Raw genomic sequence first — 25845 nt, 5'->3', positions numbered from 1 at the left:
TTGCTTCGCTATGCTCGCAATGACGAGGTGGGGGTCTGCACCGTTACAACATCCGGCGCAGCACGCCGTCCTTCAGCATGAAATGATGGCGCAGCGCCGCCGCGACGTGGCCGAGCACCAGCGCCAGCAGCACCCAGCCGCCGATCTCGTGGAATTCGTGCCCCGCGTTGAAGATCGCGCTGCCCTTGACGACCGCCAGCTTGGGCCACTCGAACACCCCGAACCACGACAGCGGGTACTTGCCCGCCGACGCCATGATCCAGCCCGACAGCGGCATCGCGATCATGAACAGGTAGAGCACGCCATGCACCGCATGGGCGAGGCCGACTTCGGCGCGGCTCATCGAGGCCGGGTACGGCGGCGCCTTCCACGCCATGCGCCAGCCGAGCCGCACCAGCGAGAGCACCAGCACCGTCAGCCCGATCGCCTTGTGGACGGGTATCGCGAAGTGCAACAATCCGCTGGCGAGGTTGCCGATGATGAGCAGCGCGATAAGCCAGTGCAGCGTGCGTGCGCCGGCGTTGTATTGGGTGGTGTTCATGGGTCTGGCCTCCTGTGCGGCCCCGCTTCGGGCGGGCGTTCCGGAGGTAACTTACGATATTCCATCATGGCTGCGACTCCGGGTGATGGTCAAACAAGTCTGCGAACTTACCCCTCCGTTCGTCATTGCGAGCGAAGCGAAGCAATCCAGGGCGGCATTGATCCGCCGCTGGATTGCCGCGCGACCTGCGGTCGCTCGCAATGACGAAGGCGGTGCATCAGAAGAACAGGATGCCGCCCAGTGCGAGGGCGTCGCTCGACGCCTCGTTGCCGGAATGCGCCTTGGCCTTCGAATGGGTGTATTCGCCGATCAGCGTGACCCAGCTGGTCAGGCTGTAGCGGACCTGCCCGACCCAGCTCGAATTGGTGTCGACGAGGTTCGGACTGGCCAGCGCATCGGCAGCGTTCGCATAATGCAGCGAACTCTCGCCATAGCTGCCGCCTACCGCGAACTTGCCGAAGCTGGCGAGCGCCTGAAGGTAGAAGCCGTCGCTCTTGCGGGCGTTGCCGAAGCCGTCGGTGTCGTGCAGCCCCAGTACCGTCGTGCCGAGGCCCTTGGCGGTGTAATAGTAACCGACCGCCGTGATCGGACCCGCTGTGACCTTGCCGCCGAAGTCGAGGCCCTGTCCGGTGTAGCTCTGGCCGGTGATCTCGTTGTGGCGCTGCGTCACGCCGCCCGCCCATGCGCGAAGGCCGATGCCGCCGAGCGTCGCGTCATAAGTGATCTTGCCCTGGAAGCCGGGCTGCGAGTTCTCCTGCGCCGGGCCGGTCAGCGAGGACAGCGGCTGGAACACGCCCACCGATGCCTGCACGCCGCCGAAACTGGGCGAGGTATAGGTGATCTGCGGCTGGAAGTCGGTGTAGATATAGCCCACGCCGATGCGGCCGAGCGTCGTGTTGCCCGGCGCCACGTTGCCCCCCGGCGTACCGGATGAAAGCAGCGTGATGTCGTTGAGGATCGCCTCCGACCCGAACAGGCCGATGTCGCGGCCGATCTTGAAGGTGCCGACGGTGGGCTTGCCGAAGGTCAGGTAGGTCTGGCGGAAATCGATGCCCGCCGTCGCCAGCGCGGTCGGCTGGCCGCCGTTGTTGGCGCCCAGCGCCCCCCATGCGGCCGAGTTGATGCCCGGGTACATGCCGAAGAAGGCGCCGATGTCCCAGCCCTCCTGCTTCGTGCTGACTTCCACCTTGAGGAAGCCCGGCAGCAGACCGTTGCGCACCGCGCTGGAATTGCGCGTGCCGACGCTGGCGACGCCGCCGGTGACGGCGGTGGAGGCCGATGCGGTAGCCGGGTTGTCGTGGACGTAGAAGCCGTTAACCGAGCCCGAGAACTTGATCGTCGCCGGGCCGACTTCGAGGCCGATGCCGCTCTCGGTACGCTTGACGTAAAGGCCGGAGTCACCGGCGGGCGCGGCTGCGGCGGGTGCCGGAGTTGGAGCGGGTGCGGAAGCTTCGGCCTGCTCCTGCGCGAGCAGCTCGGTGTAGTCCTCGTCGCTGAGAATGCCCTTTTCGTGCAGGCGCTTCAGAAGCGCTTCGCTGCTGCCTGCGTAGGCGGGTGCTATAGCCAGGGCGAGTACGCCCAGCGCGGCACCGCCGCGTAAAATGATCCGCGAAATCATGGATCCGTCCCCCGTTGGAAGTTGTCGTCTATTCCTGCGACTGAGGCGGACCATGCGGCCGGGGCGGGCGGCGCGAAATTGGACTTTGGGCAGTGGTACTTTGGGAGGATGGCACCCGCCCACCACCTCGTCATTGCGAGCGCAGCGAAGCAATCCAGGGCGGTTTACGCCGCCCTGGATTGCTTCGCTGCGCTCGCAATGACGAAACGGGGGGTATTGACGAAAGAGGGATTACCGTCCGAGCGCCACGCCCCACGGCCCCTCGCCCGCCGGGATCGTCGCGGTGACTTTCATCGCCGCGAGGTCCACCAGCGAGAGGTCATCACTCGCCCCGTTGGCCACCAGCGCACTGCCCCCGCCGGGCAGGATCGCGAGATGCCACGGCCGTGCGCCGACCTTGACGTAGCCGCGCACCTCCCCGCTCGCCACGTCCACCAGCGCCACGCTGTCCGCCCGGCCGAGCGCCACCACCGCCGTCTTGCCATCCGCCGTGAAGCGGATGCCGCAGGGCATGACCTTGTAGTCCGGCGCACCCGGCGGGGCGAAGCGGATGGTCTTCACGACCTCCTTGCTCGCGACATCGGCGACCTGCACCACCCCGCCCACTTCCGCCGCGATCCAGACCTGCTGGCCATCGGGCGTGAACTCGACATGGCGGGGCCGCGCCTCGGTCTCCGTCTCCCCGGCGACGGTGTGGGTGGCGAGGTCGATCCAGGCGACCGAATTGTCCTCCTCGCTGGTGACCAGCAGCCACTTTCCGTCCGGGCTTTCGGCGACGCCTTCGGGCTCCTTGCCCACCGTCACCTGCCAGGCGACCTTGCGCGCGGAGAGGTCGATCGCGGTCACCGCGCCGTCGTCCTCATTGGCGGCGTAAAGCAGCTTGCCATCATGAGAGGCGAAGAACTGCTCCGGGTCCGCGCCCGAAGGCAAGGTGGCCACCAGCGCGCCGGTGGCCGGGTCGCGCACTTCCACCGCATTGTCGGCGCTGGCACAGACGAGCACGTACCGGCCGTCGCGCGTCATGGTGATCCCGCGCGGGCGCTTGCCCACCGGCCACTGCGCCACGGCCTTTCCGCTCGCCAGATCGATGACGGTGACGGTCGAGGACCGCTCGTTGCTGACATAGGCGCGCGTGACGGCGCCATCGGCATCCTGCGCATGCGACGGGGCGGCAGACAGGGCGCAGAGCGCCAGCGCGAAAGTCTTCAGGCTTCTCTCCATACTGCAAAACCTACGCCTTCCAGCGTCCGCAGCAATGCGACCTTGGTCTTGTACCATTGGCCAACTGGTCACCCGCCCGGACCCAAGGTTATCCGAAAGCAACATTCGGGAAGAGAAGCCAAGCGCAACCCGAAGTCGCAGAGGACACCTGATCCATGACCATTCGCATCGGCCGCGCGGTCCTGACCGTCGCCGCCGCCATCACCTCGCTTTCGATCGGCACCAATCTCTACGCCCACGGCGACGTGGTGCCGCAGCCGGTGGACACCTCTGCCCTGCCCGATATCGAAGGCGGCAACGACGTGTGGAAGACCGAGAACCCCTACTCGAAGAACGAGAAGGCGATCGCCATCGGCCAGTCCGCCTACGGCCAGAACTGCGCGCGCTGCCACGGCCTCGAAGCCATTTCCGGCGGCATCGCGCCTGACTTGCGCTACCTCGAACTGGGTGCCTCGGGCGACGAATGGTTCGTCGAGCGCTTCCGCCACGGTTCGGCGCATGACGGCAAGGTCTACATGCCGCCCTTCGGCGACGTGCTGGGCCAGAAGGCCGGCTGGGCGATCCGCGCCTGGCTGGAATCCAAGCACACGGACGAATAAGCGGTGGACCGCCGGTCCCTCCTCAGGGGTCTGGGAGCCGTGGGGGCGCTTGCGTCCCTGCGGCCTGCCGCGCTCTGGGCCGCGCCGCTGGAGAAGGTGAAGGCACTGGGCGCGCTGCGCGTCGGCCTCTACGCCGACAACCGCCCGTGGTCGTGGGAGGATGGCGGCAAGCCGGCCGGCATCGACGTCGATCTCGCCCATGCCCTTGCCGAGAAGCTGGGCGTGCGGGCCGACATCGCGCTGTTCACGGCGGACGAGGATCTGTCCGACGACTTGCGCAACGTCATCTGGCGCGGCGGGCTGCTCGGCTTCCAGCCCTGCGACGTGATGCTGCACGTCCCCTTCGACCGCCAGCTGATGGCGCGCGAGGACAACGTCACCTTCCTCGCCCCCTACTACCGCGAGAGCTTCGGCGCCGCCTGCGGTGAGGCAGCGGACTGCGAGGCGATGCCGGTGCGCTGGAAGGGCAAACGGATCGCGGCTGAACTCGACTCGATCCCCGACTTCTACCTGCTCGGCCATGCGGGCGGGGCCTTGTCGAAGGACGTGATCCATGTCCCCACCGGCTACGAGGCGGTCATGGCCGTCGGCAAGGGCGAGGCGGACGCCGCCGTCGCCAGCACCGCGCAGATCGAGGCCGCCCTGCACGATGCGCCCGACGCGGGCATCCTGCGCCGCAAGGGCTTCCTGCCCGCGATGCTCTCGCCCGGCTGGGATATCGGCATCGCGGTGAAGGAAAACAGCCGCAACCTCGGCTTCGCCATCGAGGAACAGTTCGCCGCCATGGCGAAGGACGGCCGCATGAAGGCGATCTTCGCGAAGTACGGCGTCGAGTGGAAACCCGCGCTGGCCTCGCAAACGGCCTAAGGCTCCGGAGGGGGACGGGGGTGCCGACTGCGACCGGCGCCCCCCGAACCGGGAACGCCACGCAGCCCTCCCTCACGTCACAACACGCCGTCACCCTGAACTTGTTTCAGGGTCCATTGTGCCGCCTGCCCCAGGACATGCGACAGCAAACCGCACGCGCGGCCGGTGGCTTGCCCCCTCCGGTCTCAACGGCCCGATGGACCCTGAAACAAGTTCAGGGTGACGAGGAGTGAGGGGAGGAGGCAGGTGCGCGCCGCCAGGGCTTCGACAAGCTCAGCCTGAGCGGGTGGAGAGGTTTACACGACCTCCGCTCACCCTGAGCTTGTCGAAGGGTCAGGCGCAGCCTGTCGAAGCCCCCTCGCGCAAGACCTGTCCCATCCTCCCAAGGTGCAATTTTGCCGCCCCTCTTACAGTCCTAGGCTGCACGGCGACGATCGGGGTTCGGGGGCATTTTCCCGAGACACGCACCCCCGGCCGAATACCCAAAAACGGAGGGACAGGATGAAGCGGCGTTTCACATATATACTCGCAGCCCTGACGGCAGCCAGCAGCCTCGCAGCAGTACCGCTCTCGGCCGCCGATGGCCCGACCGGCGCCGACCTGCTCAAGGACGCCGACACCCCCGGCGACGTGCTGACGTACGGCATGGGCCCCTGGCAGCAGCGCTTCAGCCCGCTCGACCAGATCAACACCTCCAACGTCGCCAAGCTGCTCCCGGTCTATGCCTCCTCGCTCGGCGGCGAGAAGCAGCGCGGGCAGGAGGCGCAGCCGCTGGTCTATGACGGCACCATCTACGTCACCGGCTCGTACTCGCGCCTGTTCGCCTTCGACGCGCGCACCGGCGAGAAGAAGTGGGAATACAACGCCCGCCTGCCCGACGCGATCATGCCGTGCTGCGACGTGGTGAACCGCGGCGCCGCCATCCACGGCGACAAGATCATCTTCGCCACCCTCGACGCGCATCTGGTGGCGCTGAACCGCAACACCGGCAAGGTGGTGTGGAACAAGAAGACCGGCGACTATCAGGCGGGCTACTCCGCCACCGCCGCGCCGCTGATCGTCGGCGACAAGGTCATCACCGGCAACTCGGGCGGTGAATTCGGCGTCGTCGGAGCGGTTCAGGCGCGCAACGTCGATACCGGCGAGCTGATCTGGGAGCGCCCGGTGATCGAGGGCCACATCGGCACCCTCAACGGCCAGCCCAACGGCATGACCGGCAAGCTCAACGCCACCTGGCAGGGCGACTTGTGGAAGACCGGCGGCGGCGCGACCTGGCTGGGCGGCACGTACGATCCGGGCACCAACCTCGTGTACTTCGGCACCGGCAACCCGGCGCCGTGGAACAGCCACCTGCGCCCCGGCGACAACCTCTACACCTCCTCGACACTCGCCATCGATGCCGACACCGGCGTCATCAAGTGGCACTACCAGACCACCCCGCACGACGGCTGGGACTTCGACGGCGTGAACGAGTTCATCCCCTTCGACGCCACCATCAAGGGCAAGGCGATGAAGCTGGGCGCCAAGGCCGACCGCAACGGCTATTTCTACGTGCTCGACCGGACGACCGGCAAGTTCATCTCCGCCAATCGCTTCGTGATGCAGACCACCTGGGCCGACGGCATCAACCCCAAGACCGGCCGCCCCAACGTGATCGACGCGGGCCGTCCGGGCGCGCCGAGCGGCACCGAAAAGGGCAAGCCGGTGTTCTCCAGCCCGTCGTTCCTCGGCGGCAAGAACTGGATGCCGATGGCGTACTCGAAGGACACCGAACTGTTCTACGTCCCCTCCAACGACTGGGGCATGGACATCTGGAACGAGCCGATCGCCTACAAGAAGGGCGCGGCCTATCTGGGCGCGGGCTTCACCATCAAGCCGATCGCCGAGGACCACATCGGCGTGCTGCGCGCGATGGACCCCAAGACCGGCAAGATCGTGTGGGAATACAAGAACAAGGCCCCGCTGTGGGGCGGCGTGCTGACCACCCACGGCAACCTCGTCTTCACCGGCACGCCCGAAGGCTATCTCAAGGCCTTCGACGCCAAGACGGGTCAGGAATTGTGGAAGTTCCAGACCGGCTCGGGCGTAGTCGGCTCGCCCATCACCTGGGAGCAGGACGGCGAGCAGTACGTCGGCGTCATGTCCGGCTGGGGCGGCGCGGTGCCGCTGTGGGGCGGCGAAGTGGCCAAGACCTTCAAGGAAATCAGCCAGGGCGGCATGCTCTGGGTGTTCAAGATCCCCAAGTAACGCAACCCCAAAATGGCGCGCCGGTTACCGCTGGCGCGCCATCCCTCCCCGGGATAAAGACATGGAAACACTCGCCGTCACGGAAAACAACATGGGCGAATATGGGGCACCCGACCGCGTTCTGATCGTCGACGACCACTCGCTGGTCCGCGACGGGCTACGCTCGATCTTCGACGATGCCTTCCCCGATTGCACGATCCTCGAGGCGGACAGCCTCGAAGCGGCGCTCAGGGTGCTGGACGAAGCGGGCGACGTCGATCTCGTGCTGCTCGACCTCAACATCCCCGACGTCTCGCACCTTTCGGGCCTGCAGGCAGTGCGGGACAAGTTCCCCGCCACGCCGGTGGTGATGGTCTCGGGCGTGACCGACCGCAACGTGGTGCGCGATGCGTTGGCAGCGGGGGCTGCGGGTTTCGTGCCCAAGTCATTGAAGCGCGCGGCGATCGTCGATGCGCTGCAACAGGTGCTCTCGGGCGAGATCTACATGCCCGACCTCCCCGGCGACGAAAGCGCGGCGGCCGAGGAAGACCTGATCCGCGCCCGGATCGACACCCTCACCCCGCAGCAGCGCGTGGTGCTGGGGCATCTGGTGGCCGGACGGCTCAACAAGCAGATCGCCTATGAACTCGACGTCTCGATGACGACGGTGAAGGCGCATGTCTCGGCGATCCTGCAGAAGATGAACGTGTTCAGCCGCACGCAGGCGGTGATCATGGCGGGGAAGGCCGGGTTTCGAGGCTGATCCCCCGACCTCGTCATTGCGAGCGCAGCGAAGCAATCCAGGGCAGCCTCAAGCCGCTCTGGATTGCTTCGCTGCGCTCGCAATGACGAACAGGCTGAGGTGAAATCTCTAAAGCACATCCATCTGTCGCAGCAGCGCCCGCAACTGGGCGGGCTTCACCGGCTTGTTCAGCAACGGCAGCGCCAGTTCGGCCAGTTGCGCCTTGGTCTCCGGCCCGCGATCGGCGGTGATGACCATCGCCGGGATCATCCGCCCCGCCTTCTCGCGCAGCATCGCCACCGCCCGGTCGCCGGTCAGCCGATCGTCGAGATGATAGTCCACGATCAGCATCGCCGGTCCCTGCTCCAGTGCCGCGAGCGCCGCTGCGTCGGCGGGATCGTGCGCGGTCACGACGTCGAGCCCCCAGTTCTCCAGCAGCGCCTCCATGCCAGCGAGGATGCCGGGATCGTTGTCGATCACCAGCACCAGCCCGCCCGGACCGGCCCGCGGCGCGGCCACTGCGGCGCCAGGCTCCACCGCGCGGGCGACCGCATCGACGCGCGGCAGGCGGATCGAGAACGCCGCTCCGGCCCCCGGCGCGGTGTCCAGCTCGATCCCATGCCCCAGCATCGTCGTGACGCGGCGCACGATGGCGAGCCCCAGCCCCTTGCCGGGGATCTTCTGCGTCTTGCCGACGCGGCGGAACTCCTCGAAAATCTCGTCGCGATCGACCTCGGCGATGCCCGGCCCGGTATCGCGCACGGTGACGACGACGTCCGCGCCCTGCTCCACCACCTCCACCGTCACGCTGCCCTGCTCGGTATAGCGGATCGCGTTGGACACGAAGTTCTGCAGCACCCGGCGCAGCAGGCGCGCATCGGAGCGCACCCACAGCGCGGTATGCGGAACCGTGAACGCCAGCCCGCCCGCGCTCGCCAGCGGCGCGAACTCCACGCGCAGGGCCGATAGGATCGCCCCGAGCGAGAGGTCCGCGAACTCGGGCTGGATCGCCCCCGCATCGAGGCGCGAAATCTCGAACAGCGCTTCGAGCAAATCCTCGACCGAATCGAGCGCGGTGGATGCCTGATGCACCAGCGAACGCGGCCGTTCGGCCATGGCCTGACCGTCCATCGCCGAAACGAACAGCCGCGCCGCATTCAGCGGCTGCAGCAGGTCGTGGCTGGCGGCGGCAATGAAGCTGGTCTTGGAGCGGTTCGCCGTCTCCGCCTCGTTCTTCGCCTCGACGAGCTGGCGGTTCACCTCGACCAGCTCGGCGGTGCGCTCGGTGACGCGGCGCTCCAGCGTCTCGGCGGTCTCGGTCAGCGAGCGTTCGAACTGGATATGATCGGTCACATCATCGAACGTGAAGACCATGCCGCCGTTCTTGAGCGATACCGAACGGACGGTGAAGTATCTCCCGCGCATCGTGCAGTTGGCGACGACACGCGCGCCGCCGCCCTCGCGCCAGTCGAGCGCTTCCACCCGGTCCAGCCCGCATTCGCCGGTGCACCAGCCCGACAGCGCCTCATGCGTGTCGATGGGGGGACCGTCCTCGGCCAGCGCCAGCACCGTCAGCATCCCCTCGTTCCACGCCTGCAGCTGGCGCTGGGCGTCGAACAGGCAGACGCCTTCGGAGAGCGTGTCCAGCGTCGCCTGCAGCGCCAGGTTGCGTTCGGCCAGTTCGCGGGCACGCTGGCGGGCATCCTCGGCCTTGACGGTGGTGATGTCGGTATAGATGCCGACGGTGCCGCCCTCGGTTGTGCGCAACTCGTTGATCTGGATCCAGCGGCCGTCGGCCAGCGCCTGCACGTGCGCGCCCTGCGCCCGCTGATGCTGCGCCATGCGGTCCTTGAGCCAGCACTCGGGTGCCATGCGCGAGCCCATGGTGGCGCCGGTCTGCGCGAGGCGGCTGGCGAGTTCGGCGAATTCGGGCGCATCGCCCTGCACGCCCTCAAAATTGGGAAAGATCTTCAGGTAAGCGCGGTTGCACAGGACCATGCGGTCTTCCGCATCGAACAGCGCGAAGCCGTCCGACAGGGACTCGATGGCATCGCGCAGCATCACGCGGGCGGCGGTGGCATCGCCATGGGCGGCGGCGAGCTGCGCATTGACGGTGTTGAGCCGCTCCAGCGCGACTTCCAGCGCGCCGGTGCGGTCGCGCACCATGGCGTCGAGCGAGATCGCCGTCTCGAACATCGAGAACGCCCCGCCCTGCATGTCGGTGGAGCGTTCCACGCGGTCCATCAGCGCGGCGTTGATCTTCTCCAGCTGCGCGATGCGGGCGCGCAGGCGGGCGGTTTCGGTGTCGCGGGTTTCGGGGTCAGTCAGGGCCATGATCGTCTCCCGACCTCACACCCACTTCGTCATTGCGAGCGCAGCGAAGCAATCCAGAGTGGTTTAAACGGCTCTGGATTGCTTCGCTGCGCTCGCAATGACGAGGGAGGGGGCACGGCATCGTCATGGCCGTGCCGGTTCATCCACCGCCCGCCCGATCGCCAGCCCGCTGAAGGTCTGGTTCATGTGCGCGGCCAGGAACTGCTCGCCATACGTGCTGAACCCCAGCACGTTGTTCTCGACATAGATGTCGGAAACTTCGCGCAGAATCTGGCGGTCCTCGGCATCCAGCCGGTTGAGCACGCAGTCGAAGCCGATGATATGGTCGATCTCCCCCACCTTGCGCGAGACCGACTGGAACAGCTCGCGCATCCAGGTCAGCCGGTCCACCGGCTCGCCGATGGTCAGGACGACGCCGGTGTCGATCGCGCAATAGAAGGTCAGCGAACCGTCGGGGTTCGCGCTCTGCACCGAGCGGACGTGGAACTGGCCGCCGGTGCGCACCATCGGCGGGTGCGCGGCGAAGAAGTGGACGTCGAGTTCCTCGCCCGGAGAGCCGGAAAGCCGCAAGTATTCCTCGGCGGCGGGGGCGGCGTTGATCTCGTAGACGGTGCGGGTTTCCGGGTCCGCCTCGGTGATGACCATCTTGGCCGGGCCGGGGCGGTAGTGGTTGGCGCAGAAGACGTGCATCGGGCGGCGGCTGGTCAGCACCGCGATCACCGCCGCGTCGGAGTGGAAGCGCCCTTCGTGCAGCACCGCCGTCTCGCGGAACGAGAGTCCGTCGCCGCTGGAGCCGCCGATCAGTTGGACGTCGCCCAGCGCATGCTGCGCGGTCATCGTCAGCAGTTCCTCGCGGTGCGACAGGCCGTCCACGAAGAACAGCGCCACCTGATGCAGATCGTCCGCCGCGCCGTGGTCCAGCCGCGCCCCCGCGACGAGCTGGCGGATAGCGCCCTGCGCGGTCACGGGGTCGAAGTTGTCGAGATCCTCGAACCGCAGCGAAGCCATCGAAAAGCCGGCGGCGGGAAAGCCGATCAGCAGCAGGCTGTCGGTATCGTAGCCCCGGCTGGTGAGTTCGCCCGCGCTGGTGCAGCCGATCAGCGGCACCCCCGGCAGCCGGGCGGTGAGCACGCGCGCCAGTTCCTCGCGCGGGTAGCGGTGCGAGCAGAACAGCAGCGCGCCTGCCAGTTCCACGCCGCCAATGGCCTCGACCAGTTCTGCGACGGCATCAGCCGGGTCCTGCGCGTGCGAGGCACAGGCCACCAGCGGGCGGTCACCGTCGTGAATCTGTGCTGCCATTCGCATGTCCCTCTCCTTCCGGCCGCCCTCTTCGGTGCGGTCCGTGACCCAAGCGCGAAAGTCTAGGCCGAACCGCCCCCACCGCCAAGCGCGTTCGCATCATCGCCCCGTAGTGGGTCACCTGCCGCTTCGAGCGCCGCGTTCTCCTCATCGGTGAAGATGCGGCTGCGCACGATGAAGCGTACGCCCTCAGGCGCCTCCAGGCTCATGCCCGAACCGCGTCCGGGCACGACGTCGATGGTGACCTGGGTATGGCGCCAGTACTCGAACTGCGCCGCGCCGATCCAGACGCGGGTATTGCCGATGAGCGAGCCGAGCAGCACGTCCTGCGCGCCGACACGGAACTCGCCCTCGGTGAAGCACATCGGCGCGGAGCCGTCGCAGCAGCCGCCAGACTGGTGGAACATCAGCGGGCCGTGGATGGCGCGCAGCCGCTCGATCCATTCTTCCGCCGCCGGTGTGGCGAGGATGCGCGGGGGGAGATCGGCCATGCTCATGACGCCGAAAAGCGGCGGATGGCGTGGGGGCCATCCGCCGTTTCGAGGTATCCGGCGCCGTTATGGTGGCGGGACGCCGGGTTGAGAGCTCTTGGCGCCTGCAGCCATGGATAATACCGCCCTGGATTGCTTCGCTGCGCTCGCAATGACGAAAGGGAAGAGGCGATATTGCTTCCCGCCTTCGTCATTGCGAGGGCCGAAGGCCCGCGGCAATCCAGAGCGACACCACGCTCCGGAAGCCTCGCAATGACGCGGCTTGGGTCCATCAGAAGAAGCCGAGCTTCTTCGGGCTGTAGCTGACGAGCAGGTTCTTGGTCTGCTGGTAATGGTCCAACATCATCTTGTGGTTCTCGCGCCCGATGCCCGACTGCTTGTAGCCGCCGAACGCCGCGTGGGCGGGGTAGGCGTGGTAGCAGTTGGTCCACACGCGCCCGGCCTGAATGCCGCGGCCGATGCGGTAGGCCCGGGTTCCGTCGCGCGTCCAGACACCGGCGCCGAGGCCGTAGAGCGTGTCGTTGGCGATCTCCAGCGCCTCCTCGTCGGTCGAGAACTTGGTCACGGCAAGCACCGGACCGAAGATTTCCTCCTGGAACACGCGCATCTTGTTGTGGCCTTCCAGCACGGTCGGCTGCACGTAGTAGCCCTGCGCCAGTTCACCGTCATGCGCGGCACGCTCGCCGCCGGTCAGCACCTTGGCGCCCTCATCCTTGCCGATCTGGATGTAGCTGAGGATCTTCTCCAGCTGGTCGTTCGATGCCTGCGCGCCGATCATTGTCGCGGCGTCCAGCGGGCTGCCCAACTTGATCGCCTCGACCCGCGCGATCGCCTTTTCGATGAAGCGGTCGTAGATCGATTCATGCACCAGCGCGCGGCTCGGGCAAGTGCAGACCTCGCCCTGGTTCAGCGCGAACATGGTGAAGCCTTCGAGCGCCTTGTCGAGAAAGTCGTCGTCGTGATCCATCACGTCGGCGAAAAAGATGTTCGGGCTCTTGCCGCCCAGTTCCAGCGTGCAGGGGATCAGGTTTTCCGACGCATACTGCATGATGAGGCGGCCGGTCGTCGTCTCGCCGGTGAAGGCGATCTTGGCGATGCGCTTGTTCTGCGCCAGCGGCTTGCCCGCCTCGATGCCGAAGCCGTTGACGATGTTGAGGACGCCCGGCGGCAGCAGGTCCGCGATTACCTCGGCCAGCACCAGGATCGACATCGGGGTCTGCTCGGCGGGCTTGAGCACCACGCAGTTGCCCGCTGCCAGCGCCGGGGCCAGCTTCCACGCGGCCATCAGGATCGGGAAGTTCCACGGGATGATCTGGCCGACGACGCCCAGCGGTTCGTGGAAGTGATAGGCGATGGTGTCGTGGTCGATCTCGGCGATCGAGCCTTCCTGCGCCCGCAGGCAGGATGCGAAGTAGCGGAAGTGGTCGATCGCCAGCGGGATGTCGGCGGCGGTCGTCTCGCGGATGGGCTTGCCGTTGTCGATCGTCTCGGCCAGCGCCAGCTTGTCGAGGTTGACTTCGAGGCGGTCGGCGACCTTGAGCAAGGTGTTCGCGCGCTCGGTGGGCGAGGCCTTGCCCCAGGCGGCCTTGGCGGCGTGCGCGGCGTCGAGCGCCAGTTCGATGTCCTCGGCCGTGCCGCGCGCCACCTGGCACACGACCTGCCCGGTCACCGGCGAGATATTGTCGAAGTACTGCCCCTTGACCGGGGCCACCCACTTGCCGCCGATGAAGTTGTCGAACTTCTCGCGGATGAGCGACTCGCCCGCGAATTTGCCAATCGCCTGTTCCAGCATCCCAAATCTCCGAACCTGACCCCCATGGGGTTTCGACAGGCAATGTGGGCCGATGGGGCGGCCGGGCCAATTGTACCTTGGGACGATGGCGGGCGAGATGTGCTGCGAATCGGGCGGTCACCCTTTGTCGCGCCTCGTCCCCCCCCCCACTTCGTCATTGCGAGCGCAGCGAAGCAATCCAGGGCGGCTTGAGACTGCTCTGGATTGCTTCGCTGCGCTCGCAATGACGAAGTGGGGGGGGACGACGTTGGAGTAACGACGCGGGGGTGGCGGCGTAAGCGCGCGCAGGTACAGCAAGCAACTTTCCGGATAACCGCCCCGCCCCGCTTGCACCCCGCCCCCCGCTTTGGCACTAGCCCGGACGTGAGCGCGAACATCGTCATCGGCACCGCCCAGCGCGGAGAGCCGGTAGAGATCGACATCAAGGAACTCTTGGCGACCCGCCTGCTGGTGCAGGGCAATTCCGGGTCCGGCAAGTCGCACCTGCTCCGCCGCATCCTTGAGGAGAGCGCCGGGATCGTCCAGCAGGTGGTGATCGACCCTGAGGGCGACTTCGTCAGCCTTGCCGAGCAGTTCGGCCACGTCGTCATCGACGGCTCCGCCTATGGCGAGGCCGAGATCGCCCGCCTCGGCGCGCGCATCCGCCAGCACCGCGCCTCGGTGGTCCTCGCGCTCGACGAGCTGGAGATCGACCAGCAGATGAAGTGTGCCGCGCAGTTCCTCAATGCCCTGTTCGATGCCCCGCGCGAGCAGTGGTATCCCGCGCTCGTGGTGGTGGACGAGGCGCAGATGTTCGCCCCCGCCGCCGCCGGTGAAGTCTCGGAAGAGGCCCGCCGCGTCAGCCTCGCGGCGATGACCAACCTCATGTGCCGCGGCCGCAAGCGCGGTCTGGCGGGCGTGATCGCCACCCAGCGCCTTGCCAAGCTCGCCAAGAACGTCGCGGCCGAGGCCAGCAACTTCCTGATGGGCCGCACTTTCCTCGACATCGACATGATCCGCGCCGCCGACCTGCTCGGCATGGAGCGGCGGCAGGCCGAGACGATCCGCGACCTCGCGCGCGGGCAGTTCCTGGGCCTTGGCCCTGCGATCGCGCGGCGGCCGGTGTCGGTCAGCGTCGGCACGGTGCAGACCGGCGCGAAGTCGGTGACGCCGGGCCTCGCCCCGCTGCCCACGGCGACCACCGAGGAACTGCGCGAACTGCTGCACGACAATCTCCACGTCGAGCCGGACCGTCCCGAGTTCCACCGCCCCGCTCCGCGTGTGGACGATGCCGAGACGCTGGCCCGCCGCATCGCCGCGACCGAACTGCTCGAACCCACCACCGCGCAGGCCCGCGAACGCGAGCGTGAAAGGGAGCGCAACGAGCCCGGCGCCGAGGAAACCCGCGCGGCGATGATCGAGATCATGAACGTGATGGCCGAGGAGCCGGACTGCACGTTCCAGTCCGCGACCACGCTGTTCCAGGACTTCACCATCCGCTGCCGGATGAAGGGCATCTCGGTGCGCGGCCTCGACGCGACGATGTTCCGCCGGGGCTTCGCCGCCGCGCTCGCAGGGATCGAGAACCCCGACGACGCGCGCTGGGAAGACCTCATCAACTTGTCGAAGCACGTGCCCGACGATGCGCTGGCGACGTTCTATGTGATCGCCCGCGCCGCGATCGACGGCAAGCCGTGCCCGGACGACATGGACCTCGCGCGGATCTACGGCACCAGTTCGCCCCGCCGCGTGCAGCGTCTGCTCGACTATCTGGAGAAGGACGGCCTGATCGTGGTGCGCACCGATTTCTCGGGCAAGCGCTCGGTCGGCCTGCCGGATCTCGGCGTGACAACCGCGCCGGTCGAGGCGTAAGGTCGGGCCATCATGGCCGAGATCATCAACCTGCGCATGGCCCGCAAGGCCAAAACCCGCGCCGCCGACAAGGCCAAGGCGGCGGCAAACCGCGCCCAGCATGGTCGCACCAAGGCCGAGAAATCCGCCTCGCAGGCTGAGATCGCACGGATCGATCGCACCCTCGACGGGGCCAAACGGGAAGACTGATGCGCACCACGTATGACGACGCCAGCGTGCGCCTCTACCATCTCGACGGCGGGGCCGAGGGCGGCGCGGCGAACACGCTGTTCTACGGCCCGCTGTCCGAGGCCATGCGCATAGCCTCGCTACAGAGCGAGGACGTGCAGGATGGCTTGTTTCTCGCCACCGACAACGATGTGGTGGCTTACGTGGACCTGCTGGAAAGCTGAATTCGGCTGCGGGGACTTCGACCCTTCGACAAGCTCAGGGTGAGCGGGGTTGGAGTAGGCCTCCCAATGGCAGGAGTAGTGCAAACCTCTCAATTCCGCTCAGGCTGAGCCTGTCGAAGCCCCCTCGATATCAGAACTTCGCCTGCACACCCGCCGCGACATAGTGATCGCCGACGTTCACCTTGCCCGAGAGGAACGGCGCCAATGGCATCGCGGCGGTGCCGTAGGCGCGCAGGTCGTTACCGATGAAACGCGCGCCGAGACCAAGAGTGAACGACATCGGTAGCGTGTAAGTCGCCTCCACCTTGCCGAAGATCTTGGTGCCCGAATTATCGCAATGACCGTCGCCGACCTGCTCGTCGTTGGAGCGGCGGAAGCACTGCGAGTTGTCCTCGTAGTACCCGTCATGGTCGCGCTTGTGGAAGAACGCGCCGACGGCCGGGGTGATCGCGAAACCACCGTCCTGGATAACCGGCACGCCGACGGCGAGTTCGCCGCCCCAGCTGCCTTCGGAGCGGGCGACATTGGCCTCGGCGGTGACGGTCGCCGCATTGGCGGAACTTGCGGCAAAAGCGCAGATGCCCGCGAGGGCGATCAGGCGGATCTTCATGGGCGGGGGACTCCCTGTATCCTTGGAAACGATGCCAATCGGCTAGATTCCACGCATCTTGCGGACAAGAGGCCCGGATTCGCCCTGCCCCGTTAAGGACTCGACCCGTCCGTTTTCACGCCTGGAACAGAACTTCGGTTCCCGAATGGACCATCTGTGCAAGGCGCGCCGCGTCCCAGTTGGTCAGGCGCACGCAGCCATGGCTTTCGGTGCGGCCGATCTTCGCGGGCTCGGGCGTGCCGTGGATGCCGTAGTGGTCCTTGGACAAATCGATCCATACCACGCCGACCGGGCCATTGGGGCCGGGGGCGAGGCGCTTTGCGGTATCGTTCTTGTTGGCGTCCCAGAACAGGTCCGGATCGTACTGGTAATCCGGATTGCGCGAGGTGCCCTTGATCTCCCACTTGCCGAGCGGGAGCGGATCATGGCCGCTGCCCGTGGTGACGGGGAATTGCGCGATGAGTTTACCTTGCTTGTCAAAGGCCTGCAGCGTGCCCTCGGACTTGTCGACGACGATCTTCTCGGCTGTCGGCTGATCGCCCGCGACGCCGAGGCGCTGCAGCGTGTCGGACCAGCCGCGCTCGTCACCCTCGATCTTCGCGACGGGCACGTTGGCGATCGCGGGAACGCGCACCGTGGTGCCCGAACCGACTTTCGTGCCGTGGCCGTTGAGCGCCACCAGCGTATCGGGGGTGGTATGGAACCGCTCGGCCAGTGCCTCGGTCAGCGAGCGGTAGCCGAGATGGTCGAAGCCGGCCTGCTGGGAGGTTCTGGTCGGCAGGTTGCGCGTGAAGGGCCCGCGCGCGAAGGCATCGGGGATCACCACCAGCCGCGTCGCCGCCATACCCTGTCCGGGGAACAGCGCCTGCTGGGTTGCCGGATCGAGCTGTCCGCTACGGGGAAGCCCGCGCGCTTCCTGGAAGCCGCCGAGCGCCAGCTTGTAGGACTGCCCGTCCTTCCCGTCGATCACGCCGGGCGAGAACCCGGCACGGTCGAGCGCCACTTGCGCCCGCATCAGCAGGCTGTCGGCCGCCTCGGTCTCGCCGCCGCCGGGGGCATCGGCGAAAGCCAGAGTGTCGGAACTCTTCGCGGGAGCCTTCGCCTGTTCCGTCTGCGGCCCGCAGGAGGCCAGCAGCACGAAACACGAAAGGCTGAGGGGAACGAGACGTTTCAAGCATCACCCAAAGTTATGGTTCTGTTGCTTTGAAAACGCCCCGAAACCGGGAAAGCTCCGCAAACGAAAAGGGCGGCCCCGCGGGACCGCCCTTACATGTTCCGTTTCGGGACCGATCAGCCTTCGCTGACGGTCGCCTTGACGATCTTGCCCGGCTCGCGCGGCGGCTCACCCTTGGGGAGCGCGTCGACGTGCTCCATGCCTTCGACGACCTGGCCCCAGACGGTGTACTGCTTGTCGAGGAAGGTCGCGTTGTCGAACACGATGAAGAACTGGCTGTTGGCCGAGTGCGGCGCGCTGGTGCGGGCCATCGAGCACACGCCGCGCACGTGCGGCTCGGCGTTGAATTCGGCCTTCAGGTCGGGCTTGGACGAACCGCCCATGCCGGTGCCGTTGGGGCAGCCGCCCTGCGCCATGAAGCCCGGGATCACGCGGTGGAACTTCACGCCGTCGTAGAAGCCTTCGCCGGCCAGTTCCTTGATCCGCTCGACGTGGCCGGGGGCCAGGTCGGGGCGCAGCTTGATCTTGACGTCGCCGCCTTCGCCGTTGCCGGTATCGAGCGAGAGTGTGAGGAATTCGTCAGCCATTGCCTGTCTCCATGAGGCCGGGCGCGATCGCGCCGGTAAACTTTGGCGCCCGATATAGGCGATGGCGCGGCAATGTCACGAGGGGGCGTGAACCGGCACCATGCCGAAGGGGCTTCGACAGGCTCAGCCTGAGCGGGTTTGGGAGGTTTACACCACCTCCGCTCACCCTGAGCTTGTCGAAGGGTCACGGCTGAACTTGTCGAAGCCCGCGCAGTCCCGAGTGACCATGGCAAAGCCCTGTTGCAATTGCGAGATAGCTGCGTAGACCGGCCCGCATGAGCGACGCGGACCTCAAGCACGACCCGATGGACCACACGGAAGACACCGTGCGTCAGGACGCGCCCGAATCCGAATCGCTGGACGAGGACAACCGCCTCAAGCCCGAATTCGTGCGCAGCGTCAAAGACGCGCTCGACGATGAAGACACCGATCGCGTCTACGACCTCGTCGAAGGGCTCCACCCCGCCGACATCGCCGACTTGTTCGAGCTGTTCGACGAACGCGAGCGCCTGACGCTGGCCGGCGCGATCCGCGACCTGATGGGCTCGGAAGTCATTGCCGAGTTGAACGACTGGGTCCGCGAGGCGCTGATGGAAGCGCTTCCGGCCGACGTCGTCGCCGAGATCGCCGAACAGCTCGACACCGACGACGCCGTCGCGATGCTGGAGGATCTCGACGAGGCCGACCAGCAGGCCGTCCTTGCCGAGATGGAGCCGGAAGACCGCGCCGCGATCGAGTCGGCGCTGTCCTACCCCGAAGAATCCGCCGGCCGTCTGATGAGCCGCGAACTCGTCGCGGTCCACGAATCGATGACGGTGGGCGATCTCATCGATTTCCTGCGCGAACATCGCGAATTGCCGACCGAGTTCTGGGAAGTGTTCATCGTCGATCCGATGCACCGCCCGATCGGCACCTGCTCGCTTTCGTGGATCCTGCGCACGCCGCGCAACATCCCGCTCTACGACGTCATGGCCCGCGACCAGACGCTGATCCCGGCCGACATGGATCAGGAAGAAGTCGCGCTGCGCTTCCAGAAGTACGCGCTGATCTCGGCGGCGGTGGTGGACCCTGCGGGCCGCCTGATCGGCCAGATCACCGTCGACGACATCGTCCACATCATTCAGGAAGAAGCGGGCGAGGATGCCCTGCTGCTGTCCGGTGCAGGCGACGGCGACATCAACGAGCCGATTCTGCTGACCGTGCGCGCACGTCTGACATGGCTGGTGGTGAACCTGGCCACGGCGATGCTGGCGGCCTCGGTCGTCGGGCTGTTCCAGGGGGCGATCGCGAAGTTCGCGCTGCTGGCAGTGCTGATGCCGATCGTCTCGGGCATGGGCGGCAATGCGGGCACGCAAACCCTCGCCGTGGCCGTACGCGCCATCGCCACCAACCAGTTGACCGATTCCAACACCGTCAGGATGATCCTGCGCGAAATCCGCATCGCGCTGGCCAACGGCTTCGCGCTGGGCCTGCTGATCGGCGTGGGGACGTGGCTGATCTTCTCCAACCCGCTGCTGGGCGCCGTGATTGCCTCGGCCATGGTCATCAACAACCTGGTCGCCGGTTTGATGGGTATCCTCGTGCCGGTGGCGCTGGACAAGTTCAACGTCGATCCGGCGGTGTCCTCGGCGGTGTTCGTGACGACCGCGACCGACACGATGGGCTTCTTCTCGTTCCTCGGCCTCGCGGTGGTGGTGGGGCTGGCCTGACCCATCGTCATTGCGAGCGCAGCGAAGCAATCCAGTACGGCGCTGAACTGCCCTGGATTGCTTCGCTGCGCTCGCAATGACGATGGAGAAGAACAGCCTGGGTCTTTCTTGACCTCCGGGAAAGCCCTATCTCCCACCCATGCCGCTCAACATGACCAAGATCGCCTTCTCCGCCGAAAGCCCCGCCTCATTGCGCGCATGGCTGGAAAGCCACCCGGATGAGGCACTGATGACCACCCGCTATCTCCCCAAGCGGCACGAGGAGATGATCGGCGGCTCGCTCTACTGGATCTTCGAGCATGCGCTGATCGGCCGATCGCCGATCGTACGGTTCTCGCAGCGCGAGGACGGCCGCTGGCACATCCACCTCGAACCGCGCCTGATCCCGGTCGTCACCCAGCCCAAGCGCGCGCATCAGGGCTGGCGCTATCTGACCGAGGAAGCCGCCCCGCGCGACCTTGCCGAAGGCGAGACGGCGAGCGACGCCATGCCGCCCAAGCTGGCACGCGAACTGGCGAAGCTGGGGCTGGTCTAGGTTCTGAACCGAGCGATCGCGGCCATCGCCTCGTCGAAACTGCGGTCCATCGCCGTCATCACCAAAGCCACGTCACCGCCCGTCAGCGCCCGGTTTCCGCGCGCTAGAACACCCATGATCCCCCGGCCACGATAGCGCGAGGGATCGCGCAGGTGCAGCATGATCATCTTCTGCCGTTTGTGCCGCCAGACCGTGACATCAACGATTTCGCGCCACGGGATCGTCCGGTCGGACCAGCGGGTCCAGCGGATGCCCTGCGCGTCGATGCGCATTTCCTCGTCACCTGCGATCAGCCGCCGGATGCCGCTGAGCCCGGCCAGCCCGAAGAACACGATCCCGAGCCAGCCGATGATGCGCGTCACCTCAGGCGAATGGCGCCCGACAGAAGGCGGCGGACCGAATGCGCCCACCATCCAAAGCGCAATGGCTACGAAAGCAAACGCTCCAAGCACAAGCAGAACCACACGGCCCGGCGCGGGGTGTGCAACGAAAGCCCCGGTCATCCGCGCTCCACCCACCACTTGAGCAGCACATGCGCCACCGCGTGCTTCGGTGGCGCCCCGAAAGCGCGGCCCATCTCGCCCACGGCTACCGCTTCGAGCGCATCGACGCATTCCTCGCGGGTGAACCAGCGCACGTCTTCCAGTTCGGTCTCGTCGATGACGATGGCCGGGTCGTCGGCGAAGGCGTGGCAACCGATCATCAGCGACGAGGGGAACGGCCAAGGCTGGCTCGCGACATACTCGACGTCACGCACGCGCACGCCCGCTTCCTCGAAGACTTCGCGCGCGACGGCTTCCTCAATCGTCTCGCCCGGCTCCACGAAGCCCGCCAGCGCCGAGTAGCGGTGCGCCGGAAAACGCGGCTGGCGGCCGAGCAGCAGCTTGCCGTCATGCTCGACGGTCATGATCGTGACCGGATCGACGCGCGGGAAATGCTCGGCGCCGCAACCGGTGCAGGAGCGCTGCCAGCCGCCCTTGGCCAGCACCGTGGCCGCGCCGCAGACTGCGCAGAAGCGGTGCCGCGAATGCCAGCCGACCAGCGCCCGCGCCCCGCCGTAAGCCGCGAGTTCACCCGGCTCCAGCGTATTCATCGCGTTCCAGCTCGGCGCCCCGGCGGCGGGAATGCCCGGCAGCACTTGCGCGAAACACCCGCGCCCGCCTTCGAGGCCGAGGAACACCAGTTCCGCATCGCCTTCCGCATCGGCGAGGCTGCCCCAGACGAGGCCGCCCTCCGCCGTCATCACCGGGTCGAGGCCGTCCAGCTTCAGCAGCCGCGCGCTCGGCCCCATCAGTGCAGCGATGGCCTCCGGGTCGCCACGCACGTGGTCGGCGCGGTCGATCGGCGATCCGCCGAATGCGATGGGGGCAGCGGGAGTAGTCAACAGCACGTCAGTGTTTCTCCAGGATCGCCAGCACGTCGGCCTTCAGGGCCTTCTGGAATTCGGGCAAGAGGTCGAAGGCGTTGGGCGGCATGAACTGCACGAAAATCTGTGAGCGCAGGCCCCGGACCATGTCCACCATGCCCACCGTCCCCGCCGCGCCCGACCAGCCGTAGAGCCCGCTTTCCGCCCCGTGCCCGACGCGCCCTCCAGCGCCGAAGCCGCTTGGACCGCCGAACATCTCGGGCACGAGGACGCCGGGCGGGAGCAGGTTGGAGGTGCCCATCCGCACCGCACTCTCGGACAGCACGCGCACCCCGTCGATCATGCCCATCTGCGCCAGCATCCGCAGGAACCGGTCGTAGTCGCGCGGAGTGCTGACGAGACCCGCTCCGCCGAAGGGGAAGGCCGGCTTGTCGAGGTAGATCGAGGTCTCCCCTTCGTCGATCGGCGCCAGCACGCCGCCGACGGCCGCGTAATTGGTGGTGAGGCGATGGGCGTCGGCGGCCGAGACCCGGAAACCCGTGCTGGTCATGCCGGCGGGGCCGAAGATCGTGTCCTGAAGGTAGGCGTCGAACGGCCTGCCCGAGACCACCTCGATCACCCGGCCCATCAGGTCGAGGCCCATCGAATAGCTCCAGCGCGTGCCGGGATCGGCGACCAGCGGCACTTGCGCCAGCCCTCGCGCGAACAGGTCCAGTCCTTTGACCGGCTCTCCCCGGAACAGACCGGGCAGCTTCATCCGGCTGATCTGCCCGGCGACGAGGCCCTTGTCCTCCATCAGCGTCTTGATCAGCCCCTGCTGGATGATCGTGTAACCGATCCCGGAGCTATGCGTGACCAGATGCCGCATCGTGATCGGCCGAGGCGCGGCGTGCAGCGTGGTGATCGAGCCGTCGTATTCGTCCTGCACCATCATGTGCGCATATTCAGGCAGCACGTCCGCCACCGGCTGATCGAGGCCGATCCTGCCCTGCGCCACCAGCTCCATCGCCGCCATCCCGGTGATCGGCTTTGTCATCGAATAGATGCGGAACAGGCTGTCAGCGGTCACCGGATCGGCGTCGTTGAAGCCTTCCGAGCCACGCGCGACATATTCCGGCTCGCGCCCCGGCAGGCCCAGCGAGGCGACCATGCCGGGGAACTTGCCCGGTCCCACCCAGCGCTCGACGACCGCGCGGACCTGCGGGATAAGCTCGGGCTGCTGCGCCGCGCGCGCCAGCCGCGGCAGCATCGCCCCGAGCCCCGCAGCCGCCCCCATGCCCAGCAGCATTCGACGGTCCAGCGCGGCTTCGAGCCGATCGATCATGCGTCTTCCTTCTCAGCAAGAGCGAGCCGCGCGGCCTTGGCGAAGAGCGTGGGCAGCCCCGCCTCGTCGAGCCGATCAAGCGGCCACCATTCTCCATCTTCCAGCCCCTCGAACCCGTCACCGAGGTAAACCGCCAGATTCAGTTCCAGCGCAAAGTGCGTGAAGACGTGGCCGACCTTGCCCGCGCTCTCCCACGGCCCGGTAAGCGGCCCCTCGCCGGAACCGTCGATACGCGCCGCCCAGCCATCGTCGGGCAGCGCCCGCATCCCGCCGAGCATTCCGCTGCCGGGACGGCGGACCAGCCAGACTTCCGCTTCGTCCCGCTCGATCCAGAAGGCGCGGCCCTGACGCACGGCCTTGGCCTTCTTTGCCGCCTTTACCGGCAGCCTTGCGGGATCGCCCATGCGCCGTGCCTCGCAAGGCCCCGAAATCGGGCAGAGCAGGCAGCGCGGACTGCGCGAGGTACAGACGGTGGCGCCAAGATCCATCATCGCCTGCGCAAAGTCGCCCGCGCGGCGCTGCGGCGTGATGGTGTCGGCCTTTGCGCGGATAGCGGGCCGTGAACCGGGCAGCGGTTCCTCGATCGCGAAGAGGCGCGAGACGACCCGCTCGACATTGGCATCGACGACCACCGCGCGGCGCCCGAAGGCGATAGCGGCGACTGCGGCAGCAGTATAAGCCCCCAGCCCCGGCAGTGCGCGCAAGCCCTCCTCGCTATCCGGAAACCGCCCGAGCCGCGCCACTTCACGCGCGCAGGCCAGCAGGTTTCGGGCGCGGGCATAGTAGCCGAGGCCCGCCCATGCCGCCATGACCTCCTCGTCCGCAGCCGCCGCAAGCGCCTGCACGGTCGGCCAGCGCGTAGTGAATGCGGCAAAGTAGTCCTTCACCGCCGCAACCGTCGTCTGCTGGAGCATCACTTCCGACAGCCAGACCCGGTACGGATCGGGCGCGGGCGTGCCCGGTGCGGCGCGCCACGGCAGGGTGCGCGCGTGCGCATCGTACCAGTCGAGCAGCATCGCCGCGATTGCAGTATCCGAACTGGCGTCCATGCCGCCGCTATGGCATTGGATCGCGGGCAATGGAACGGAATAGCGGCAAATCCCCCGGTGAATCGAAGCCACGTCCCGCCAAGGGCAAGACGGGCCTCAAGCAGTTCGAGCGTATGCGCGGCGGACAGGCGCGGCAGATCTCGGACCTGATGCCCGAAGTCGGCCGCACCGCCTTCCGGCGCTTCGGCTTCGTGCAGTCGAGCGTGGTGTCGCGCTGGCCCGAGATCGTCGGCGCCCGCCACGCCCGCGTCTGCTCGCCGGAATCGATCCGTTTCCCGCCCGGAGAGAAGAGCGACGGCATCCTCCAACTGGTCGTCGTGCCCGCTCATTCGCCGATGATCCAGCATGTGATCCCCGAGATCATGGACCGGGTGAACCGCTTCTTCGGCTACCAGGCGGTCGCCAAGGTGAAAATCCGGCAAGGCGAGGTTAAGCCGCCTGTTGCCACGCAGCCGCGCCCATCCGCGCCGCCTTCGCTGAAACCGGTGCCGTTCGAGCTTGGGGAATCGCTGCGCGACATCGGCGACCCGGAGCTTCGCGCGGTGCTCGAATCGCTGGCGCGCAGCATGGGCGCCGCCGAAAGCCAAAGTGCAAACAAGCCTGACAGTCAGGAAGACAAGTGATGACCAAGACCGTCTTTCGCGCCGTGGCGCTTGCCGCCTGCGCCGTTCTCAGCATGGCCGCCGCGCCCAAAGGCACCGCGCCCAAGAAAGGGCTGCCCGCCGCCTCGACAAACTGGGCCGGTGCCACCGCCGTCACCGCCGACGGCAGCCACCGGCTCGGCAATCCGGACGCGCCGCTCAAGCTGGTCGAATACGTCAGCTACACCTGCCCGCACTGTGCCCACTTCCACAAGGAAGCTGACCCGGTGCTGCGCCTGACCATGGTGCCCAAGGGCCAGATCTCGGTCACGGTGACCAACTTCCTGCGCAATCCGATCGACCTAACCGTGGCCATGCTGACCAACTGCGGCGATCCCAAGCGCTTCTTCGTGCGCCACAACGCCTTCTTCGCGTCGCAGGACAAGTGGCTCGCCAAGGCCGAGGCGACCAACCGCGAACAGCAGCAGCGCTGGTATCAGGGCGATTTCCCCGCCCGCATGCGCGCCATGGCGAGCGACCTCGGCTTCTACGACCAGACCGCTTCGTGGGGCCTCAGCCGCGCGCAGACCGACCAGTGCTTCGCCAACACCGCGATGCTCGACAAGCTCAAGGGCCAGCAGGGCGAAGTGCAGGCGCTCGGCCTGCAGGGCACGCCCAGCTTCACGCTCAACGGCGACCTTCTCGACGGGCACGACTGGGCGACGGTGTCCAAGGCGATCACCGACAAGCAGGCCCAGCAGCGCGCGGGCAACATCTGATCCACGAGCCCACCCCCGGCCCCTCCCGCATGCGGGAGGGGAGCGAGACTTGGCAGCTTGCTGCCTAGTCGCAGCGGGGTGGGCGTCCCAACACAACGCCGCACTTGTGGAATACCCCCGTCCACGCTTCGTTTTCCCCCCTCCATGGGCTAGCCCTG

25 protein-coding genes are annotated in these 25845 nt (G+C 67.1%); 11 read left to right on the top strand and 14 right to left on the bottom strand.

Annotation, left to right across the window (positions count from 1 at the left end; all coding sequences use genetic code 11):
• Positions 1 to 43 precede the first annotated feature (43 nt).
• From PKE80_RS01025 to PKE80_RS01015, 3 genes are all read right to left on the bottom strand, one after another.
• Positions 44 to 541, bottom strand: coding sequence for a cytochrome b (locus PKE80_RS01025; RefSeq protein ID WP_271180898.1), 498 nt, complete (start codon positions 539 to 541; stop codon positions 44 to 46).
• A gap of 217 nt (positions 542 to 758) precedes the next feature.
• Entirely contained in the window at positions 759 to 2159 is a 1401-nt protein-coding gene (locus PKE80_RS01020) for a porin family protein (protein WP_271180897.1), read from the bottom strand.
• Positions 2160 to 2390: 231 nt separating this feature from the next.
• The gene (locus PKE80_RS01015) at positions 2391 to 3380 is read right to left on the bottom strand and encodes a PQQ-dependent catabolism-associated beta-propeller protein (RefSeq protein ID WP_271180896.1); all 990 of its coding nucleotides are present in this window, start codon (positions 3378 to 3380) and stop codon (positions 2391 to 2393) included.
• Positions 3381 to 3535: 155 nt separating this feature from the next.
• On the opposite strand from PKE80_RS01015, the gene pedF reads away from it, so the two are divergent.
• The 4 genes from pedF to PKE80_RS00995 all read left to right on the top strand — a co-directional run bounded on the left by pedF (position 3536) and on the right by PKE80_RS00995 (position 7835).
• On the top strand, positions 3536 to 3979 hold the full coding sequence (gene pedF / locus PKE80_RS01010) for a cytochrome c-550 PedF (protein ID WP_271180895.1): 444 nt from the start codon (positions 3536 to 3538) through the stop codon (positions 3977 to 3979).
• Between the two features lie 3 nt (positions 3980 to 3982).
• Complete coding sequence (locus PKE80_RS01005) at positions 3983 to 4846, top strand: substrate-binding periplasmic protein (RefSeq protein ID WP_370424434.1); 864 nt, start codon at positions 3983 to 3985, stop codon at positions 4844 to 4846.
• Between the two features lie 501 nt (positions 4847 to 5347).
• Positions 5348 to 7093, top strand: a complete 1746-nt coding sequence (locus PKE80_RS01000; RefSeq protein WP_271180893.1) for a methanol/ethanol family PQQ-dependent dehydrogenase — start codon at positions 5348 to 5350, stop codon at positions 7091 to 7093.
• A gap of 61 nt (positions 7094 to 7154) precedes the next feature.
• Positions 7155 to 7835, top strand: coding sequence for a response regulator transcription factor (locus tag PKE80_RS00995; RefSeq protein WP_271180892.1), 681 nt, complete (start codon positions 7155 to 7157; stop codon positions 7833 to 7835).
• Positions 7836 to 7943: 108 nt separating this feature from the next.
• On the opposite strand, the gene PKE80_RS00990 is transcribed toward PKE80_RS00995, so the two are convergent.
• The 4 genes from PKE80_RS00990 to adh all read right to left on the bottom strand — a co-directional run bounded on the left by PKE80_RS00990 (position 7944) and on the right by adh (position 13730).
• On the bottom strand, positions 7944 to 10148 hold the full coding sequence (locus PKE80_RS00990; RefSeq protein ID WP_271180891.1) for a hybrid sensor histidine kinase/response regulator: 2205 nt from the start codon (positions 10146 to 10148) through the stop codon (positions 7944 to 7946).
• Positions 10149 to 10271: 123 nt separating this feature from the next.
• Complete coding sequence (locus tag PKE80_RS00985) at positions 10272 to 11447, bottom strand: FIST N-terminal domain-containing protein (protein WP_008832867.1); 1176 nt, start codon at positions 11445 to 11447, stop codon at positions 10272 to 10274.
• Between the two features lie 62 nt (positions 11448 to 11509).
• The gene (locus PKE80_RS00980) at positions 11510 to 11938 is read right to left on the bottom strand and encodes a DUF779 domain-containing protein (protein ID WP_271180890.1); all 429 of its coding nucleotides are present in this window, start codon (positions 11936 to 11938) and stop codon (positions 11510 to 11512) included.
• A gap of 271 nt (positions 11939 to 12209) precedes the next feature.
• Positions 12210 to 13730: an aldehyde dehydrogenase gene (gene adh, locus PKE80_RS00975; protein WP_271180889.1), complete on the bottom strand. Its 1521-nt coding sequence runs from the start codon at positions 13728 to 13730 to the stop codon at positions 12210 to 12212.
• A gap of 363 nt (positions 13731 to 14093) precedes the next feature.
• Here adh and PKE80_RS00970 point away from each other — a divergent pair, with 363 nt between their 5' ends.
• The 3 genes from PKE80_RS00970 to PKE80_RS00960 are packed head-to-tail and all read left to right on the top strand — an operon-like array spanning position 14094 to position 15973.
• Positions 14094 to 15581 carry a helicase HerA domain-containing protein gene (locus PKE80_RS00970; protein WP_008831014.1) on the top strand — a complete coding sequence of 496 codons (1488 nt, stop codon included), beginning with the start codon at positions 14094 to 14096 and terminating at the stop codon, positions 15579 to 15581.
• 12 nt (positions 15582 to 15593) lie between these two features.
• On the top strand, positions 15594 to 15770 hold the full coding sequence (locus PKE80_RS00965; protein WP_271180888.1) for a DUF4169 family protein: 177 nt from the start codon (positions 15594 to 15596) through the stop codon (positions 15768 to 15770).
• Positions 15770 to 15973, top strand: a complete 204-nt coding sequence (locus tag PKE80_RS00960; RefSeq protein ID WP_008831012.1) for a hypothetical protein — start codon at positions 15770 to 15772, stop codon at positions 15971 to 15973. Before PKE80_RS00965 ends, PKE80_RS00960 begins: the two co-directional genes overlap by 1 nt.
• Before the next feature lie 130 nt (positions 15974 to 16103).
• Here the strand turns inward: PKE80_RS00960 and PKE80_RS00955 are convergent, their stop codons facing one another.
• The 3 genes from PKE80_RS00955 to PKE80_RS00945 form a co-directional block, all read right to left on the bottom strand.
• Positions 16104 to 16583: a hypothetical protein gene (locus PKE80_RS00955; RefSeq protein WP_008831011.1), complete on the bottom strand. Its 480-nt coding sequence runs from the start codon at positions 16581 to 16583 to the stop codon at positions 16104 to 16106.
• 115 nt (positions 16584 to 16698) lie between these two features.
• Positions 16699 to 17757, bottom strand: coding sequence for a L,D-transpeptidase family protein (locus PKE80_RS00950; protein WP_271180887.1), 1059 nt, complete (start codon positions 17755 to 17757; stop codon positions 16699 to 16701).
• Between the two features lie 116 nt (positions 17758 to 17873).
• A complete protein-coding gene (locus PKE80_RS00945) occupies positions 17874 to 18344 on the bottom strand; it encodes a peptidylprolyl isomerase (RefSeq protein ID WP_008831009.1) in 471 nt (156 codons plus the stop codon).
• Positions 18345 to 18649: 305 nt separating this feature from the next.
• On the opposite strand from PKE80_RS00945, the gene mgtE reads away from it, so the two are divergent.
• Together mgtE and PKE80_RS00935 are read left to right on the top strand one after the other, a co-directional pair.
• A complete protein-coding gene (gene mgtE, locus PKE80_RS00940; RefSeq protein ID WP_271180975.1) occupies positions 18650 to 20053 on the top strand; it encodes a magnesium transporter in 1404 nt (467 codons plus the stop codon).
• Positions 20054 to 20192: 139 nt separating this feature from the next.
• On the top strand, positions 20193 to 20588 hold the full coding sequence (locus tag PKE80_RS00935) for a DUF1489 family protein (RefSeq protein ID WP_069708889.1): 396 nt from the start codon (positions 20193 to 20195) through the stop codon (positions 20586 to 20588).
• On the opposite strand, the gene PKE80_RS00930 is transcribed toward PKE80_RS00935, so the two are convergent.
• Genes PKE80_RS00930 through PKE80_RS00915 form a run of 4 tightly spaced genes read right to left on the bottom strand, consistent with a single transcriptional unit; the run spans position 20585 to position 24327 of the window.
• The gene (locus tag PKE80_RS00930; RefSeq protein WP_271180886.1) at positions 20585 to 21091 is read right to left on the bottom strand and encodes an STM3941 family protein; all 507 of its coding nucleotides are present in this window, start codon (positions 21089 to 21091) and stop codon (positions 20585 to 20587) included. The genes PKE80_RS00935 and PKE80_RS00930 overlap by 4 nt on opposite strands.
• The gene (gene nudC / locus PKE80_RS00925) at positions 21088 to 21978 is read right to left on the bottom strand and encodes an NAD(+) diphosphatase (RefSeq protein WP_370424436.1); all 891 of its coding nucleotides are present in this window, start codon (positions 21976 to 21978) and stop codon (positions 21088 to 21090) included. The genes PKE80_RS00930 and nudC overlap by 4 nt, the downstream gene beginning before the upstream one ends.
• A gap of 1 nt (position 21979) precedes the next feature.
• Positions 21980 to 23278, bottom strand: a complete 1299-nt coding sequence (locus PKE80_RS00920) for a serine hydrolase domain-containing protein (RefSeq protein ID WP_271180885.1) — start codon at positions 23276 to 23278, stop codon at positions 21980 to 21982.
• Positions 23275 to 24327 carry an A/G-specific adenine glycosylase gene (locus PKE80_RS00915; RefSeq protein ID WP_271180884.1) on the bottom strand — a complete coding sequence of 351 codons (1053 nt, stop codon included), beginning with the start codon at positions 24325 to 24327 and terminating at the stop codon, positions 23275 to 23277. Before PKE80_RS00915 ends, PKE80_RS00920 begins: the two co-directional genes overlap by 4 nt.
• A 29-nt stretch (positions 24328 to 24356) precedes the next feature.
• On the opposite strand from PKE80_RS00915, the gene PKE80_RS00910 reads away from it, so the two are divergent.
• Both PKE80_RS00910 and PKE80_RS00905 read left to right on the top strand, forming a co-directional pair.
• Positions 24357 to 24950, top strand: a complete 594-nt coding sequence (locus tag PKE80_RS00910) for a DUF721 domain-containing protein (protein ID WP_069708886.1) — start codon at positions 24357 to 24359, stop codon at positions 24948 to 24950.
• Positions 24950 to 25687 carry a thioredoxin domain-containing protein gene (locus tag PKE80_RS00905; RefSeq protein WP_271180883.1) on the top strand — a complete coding sequence of 246 codons (738 nt, stop codon included), beginning with the start codon at positions 24950 to 24952 and terminating at the stop codon, positions 25685 to 25687. Before PKE80_RS00910 ends, PKE80_RS00905 begins: the two co-directional genes overlap by 1 nt.
• Positions 25688 to 25845 lie beyond the last annotated feature (158 nt).

The sequence above is a fragment of the Novosphingobium resinovorum genome (genome assembly GCF_027922145.1).
Lineage (GTDB): Bacteria > Pseudomonadota > Alphaproteobacteria > Sphingomonadales > Sphingomonadaceae > Novosphingobium > Novosphingobium resinovorum.
This window is presented reverse-complemented; position numbering and strand designations above follow the sequence as displayed.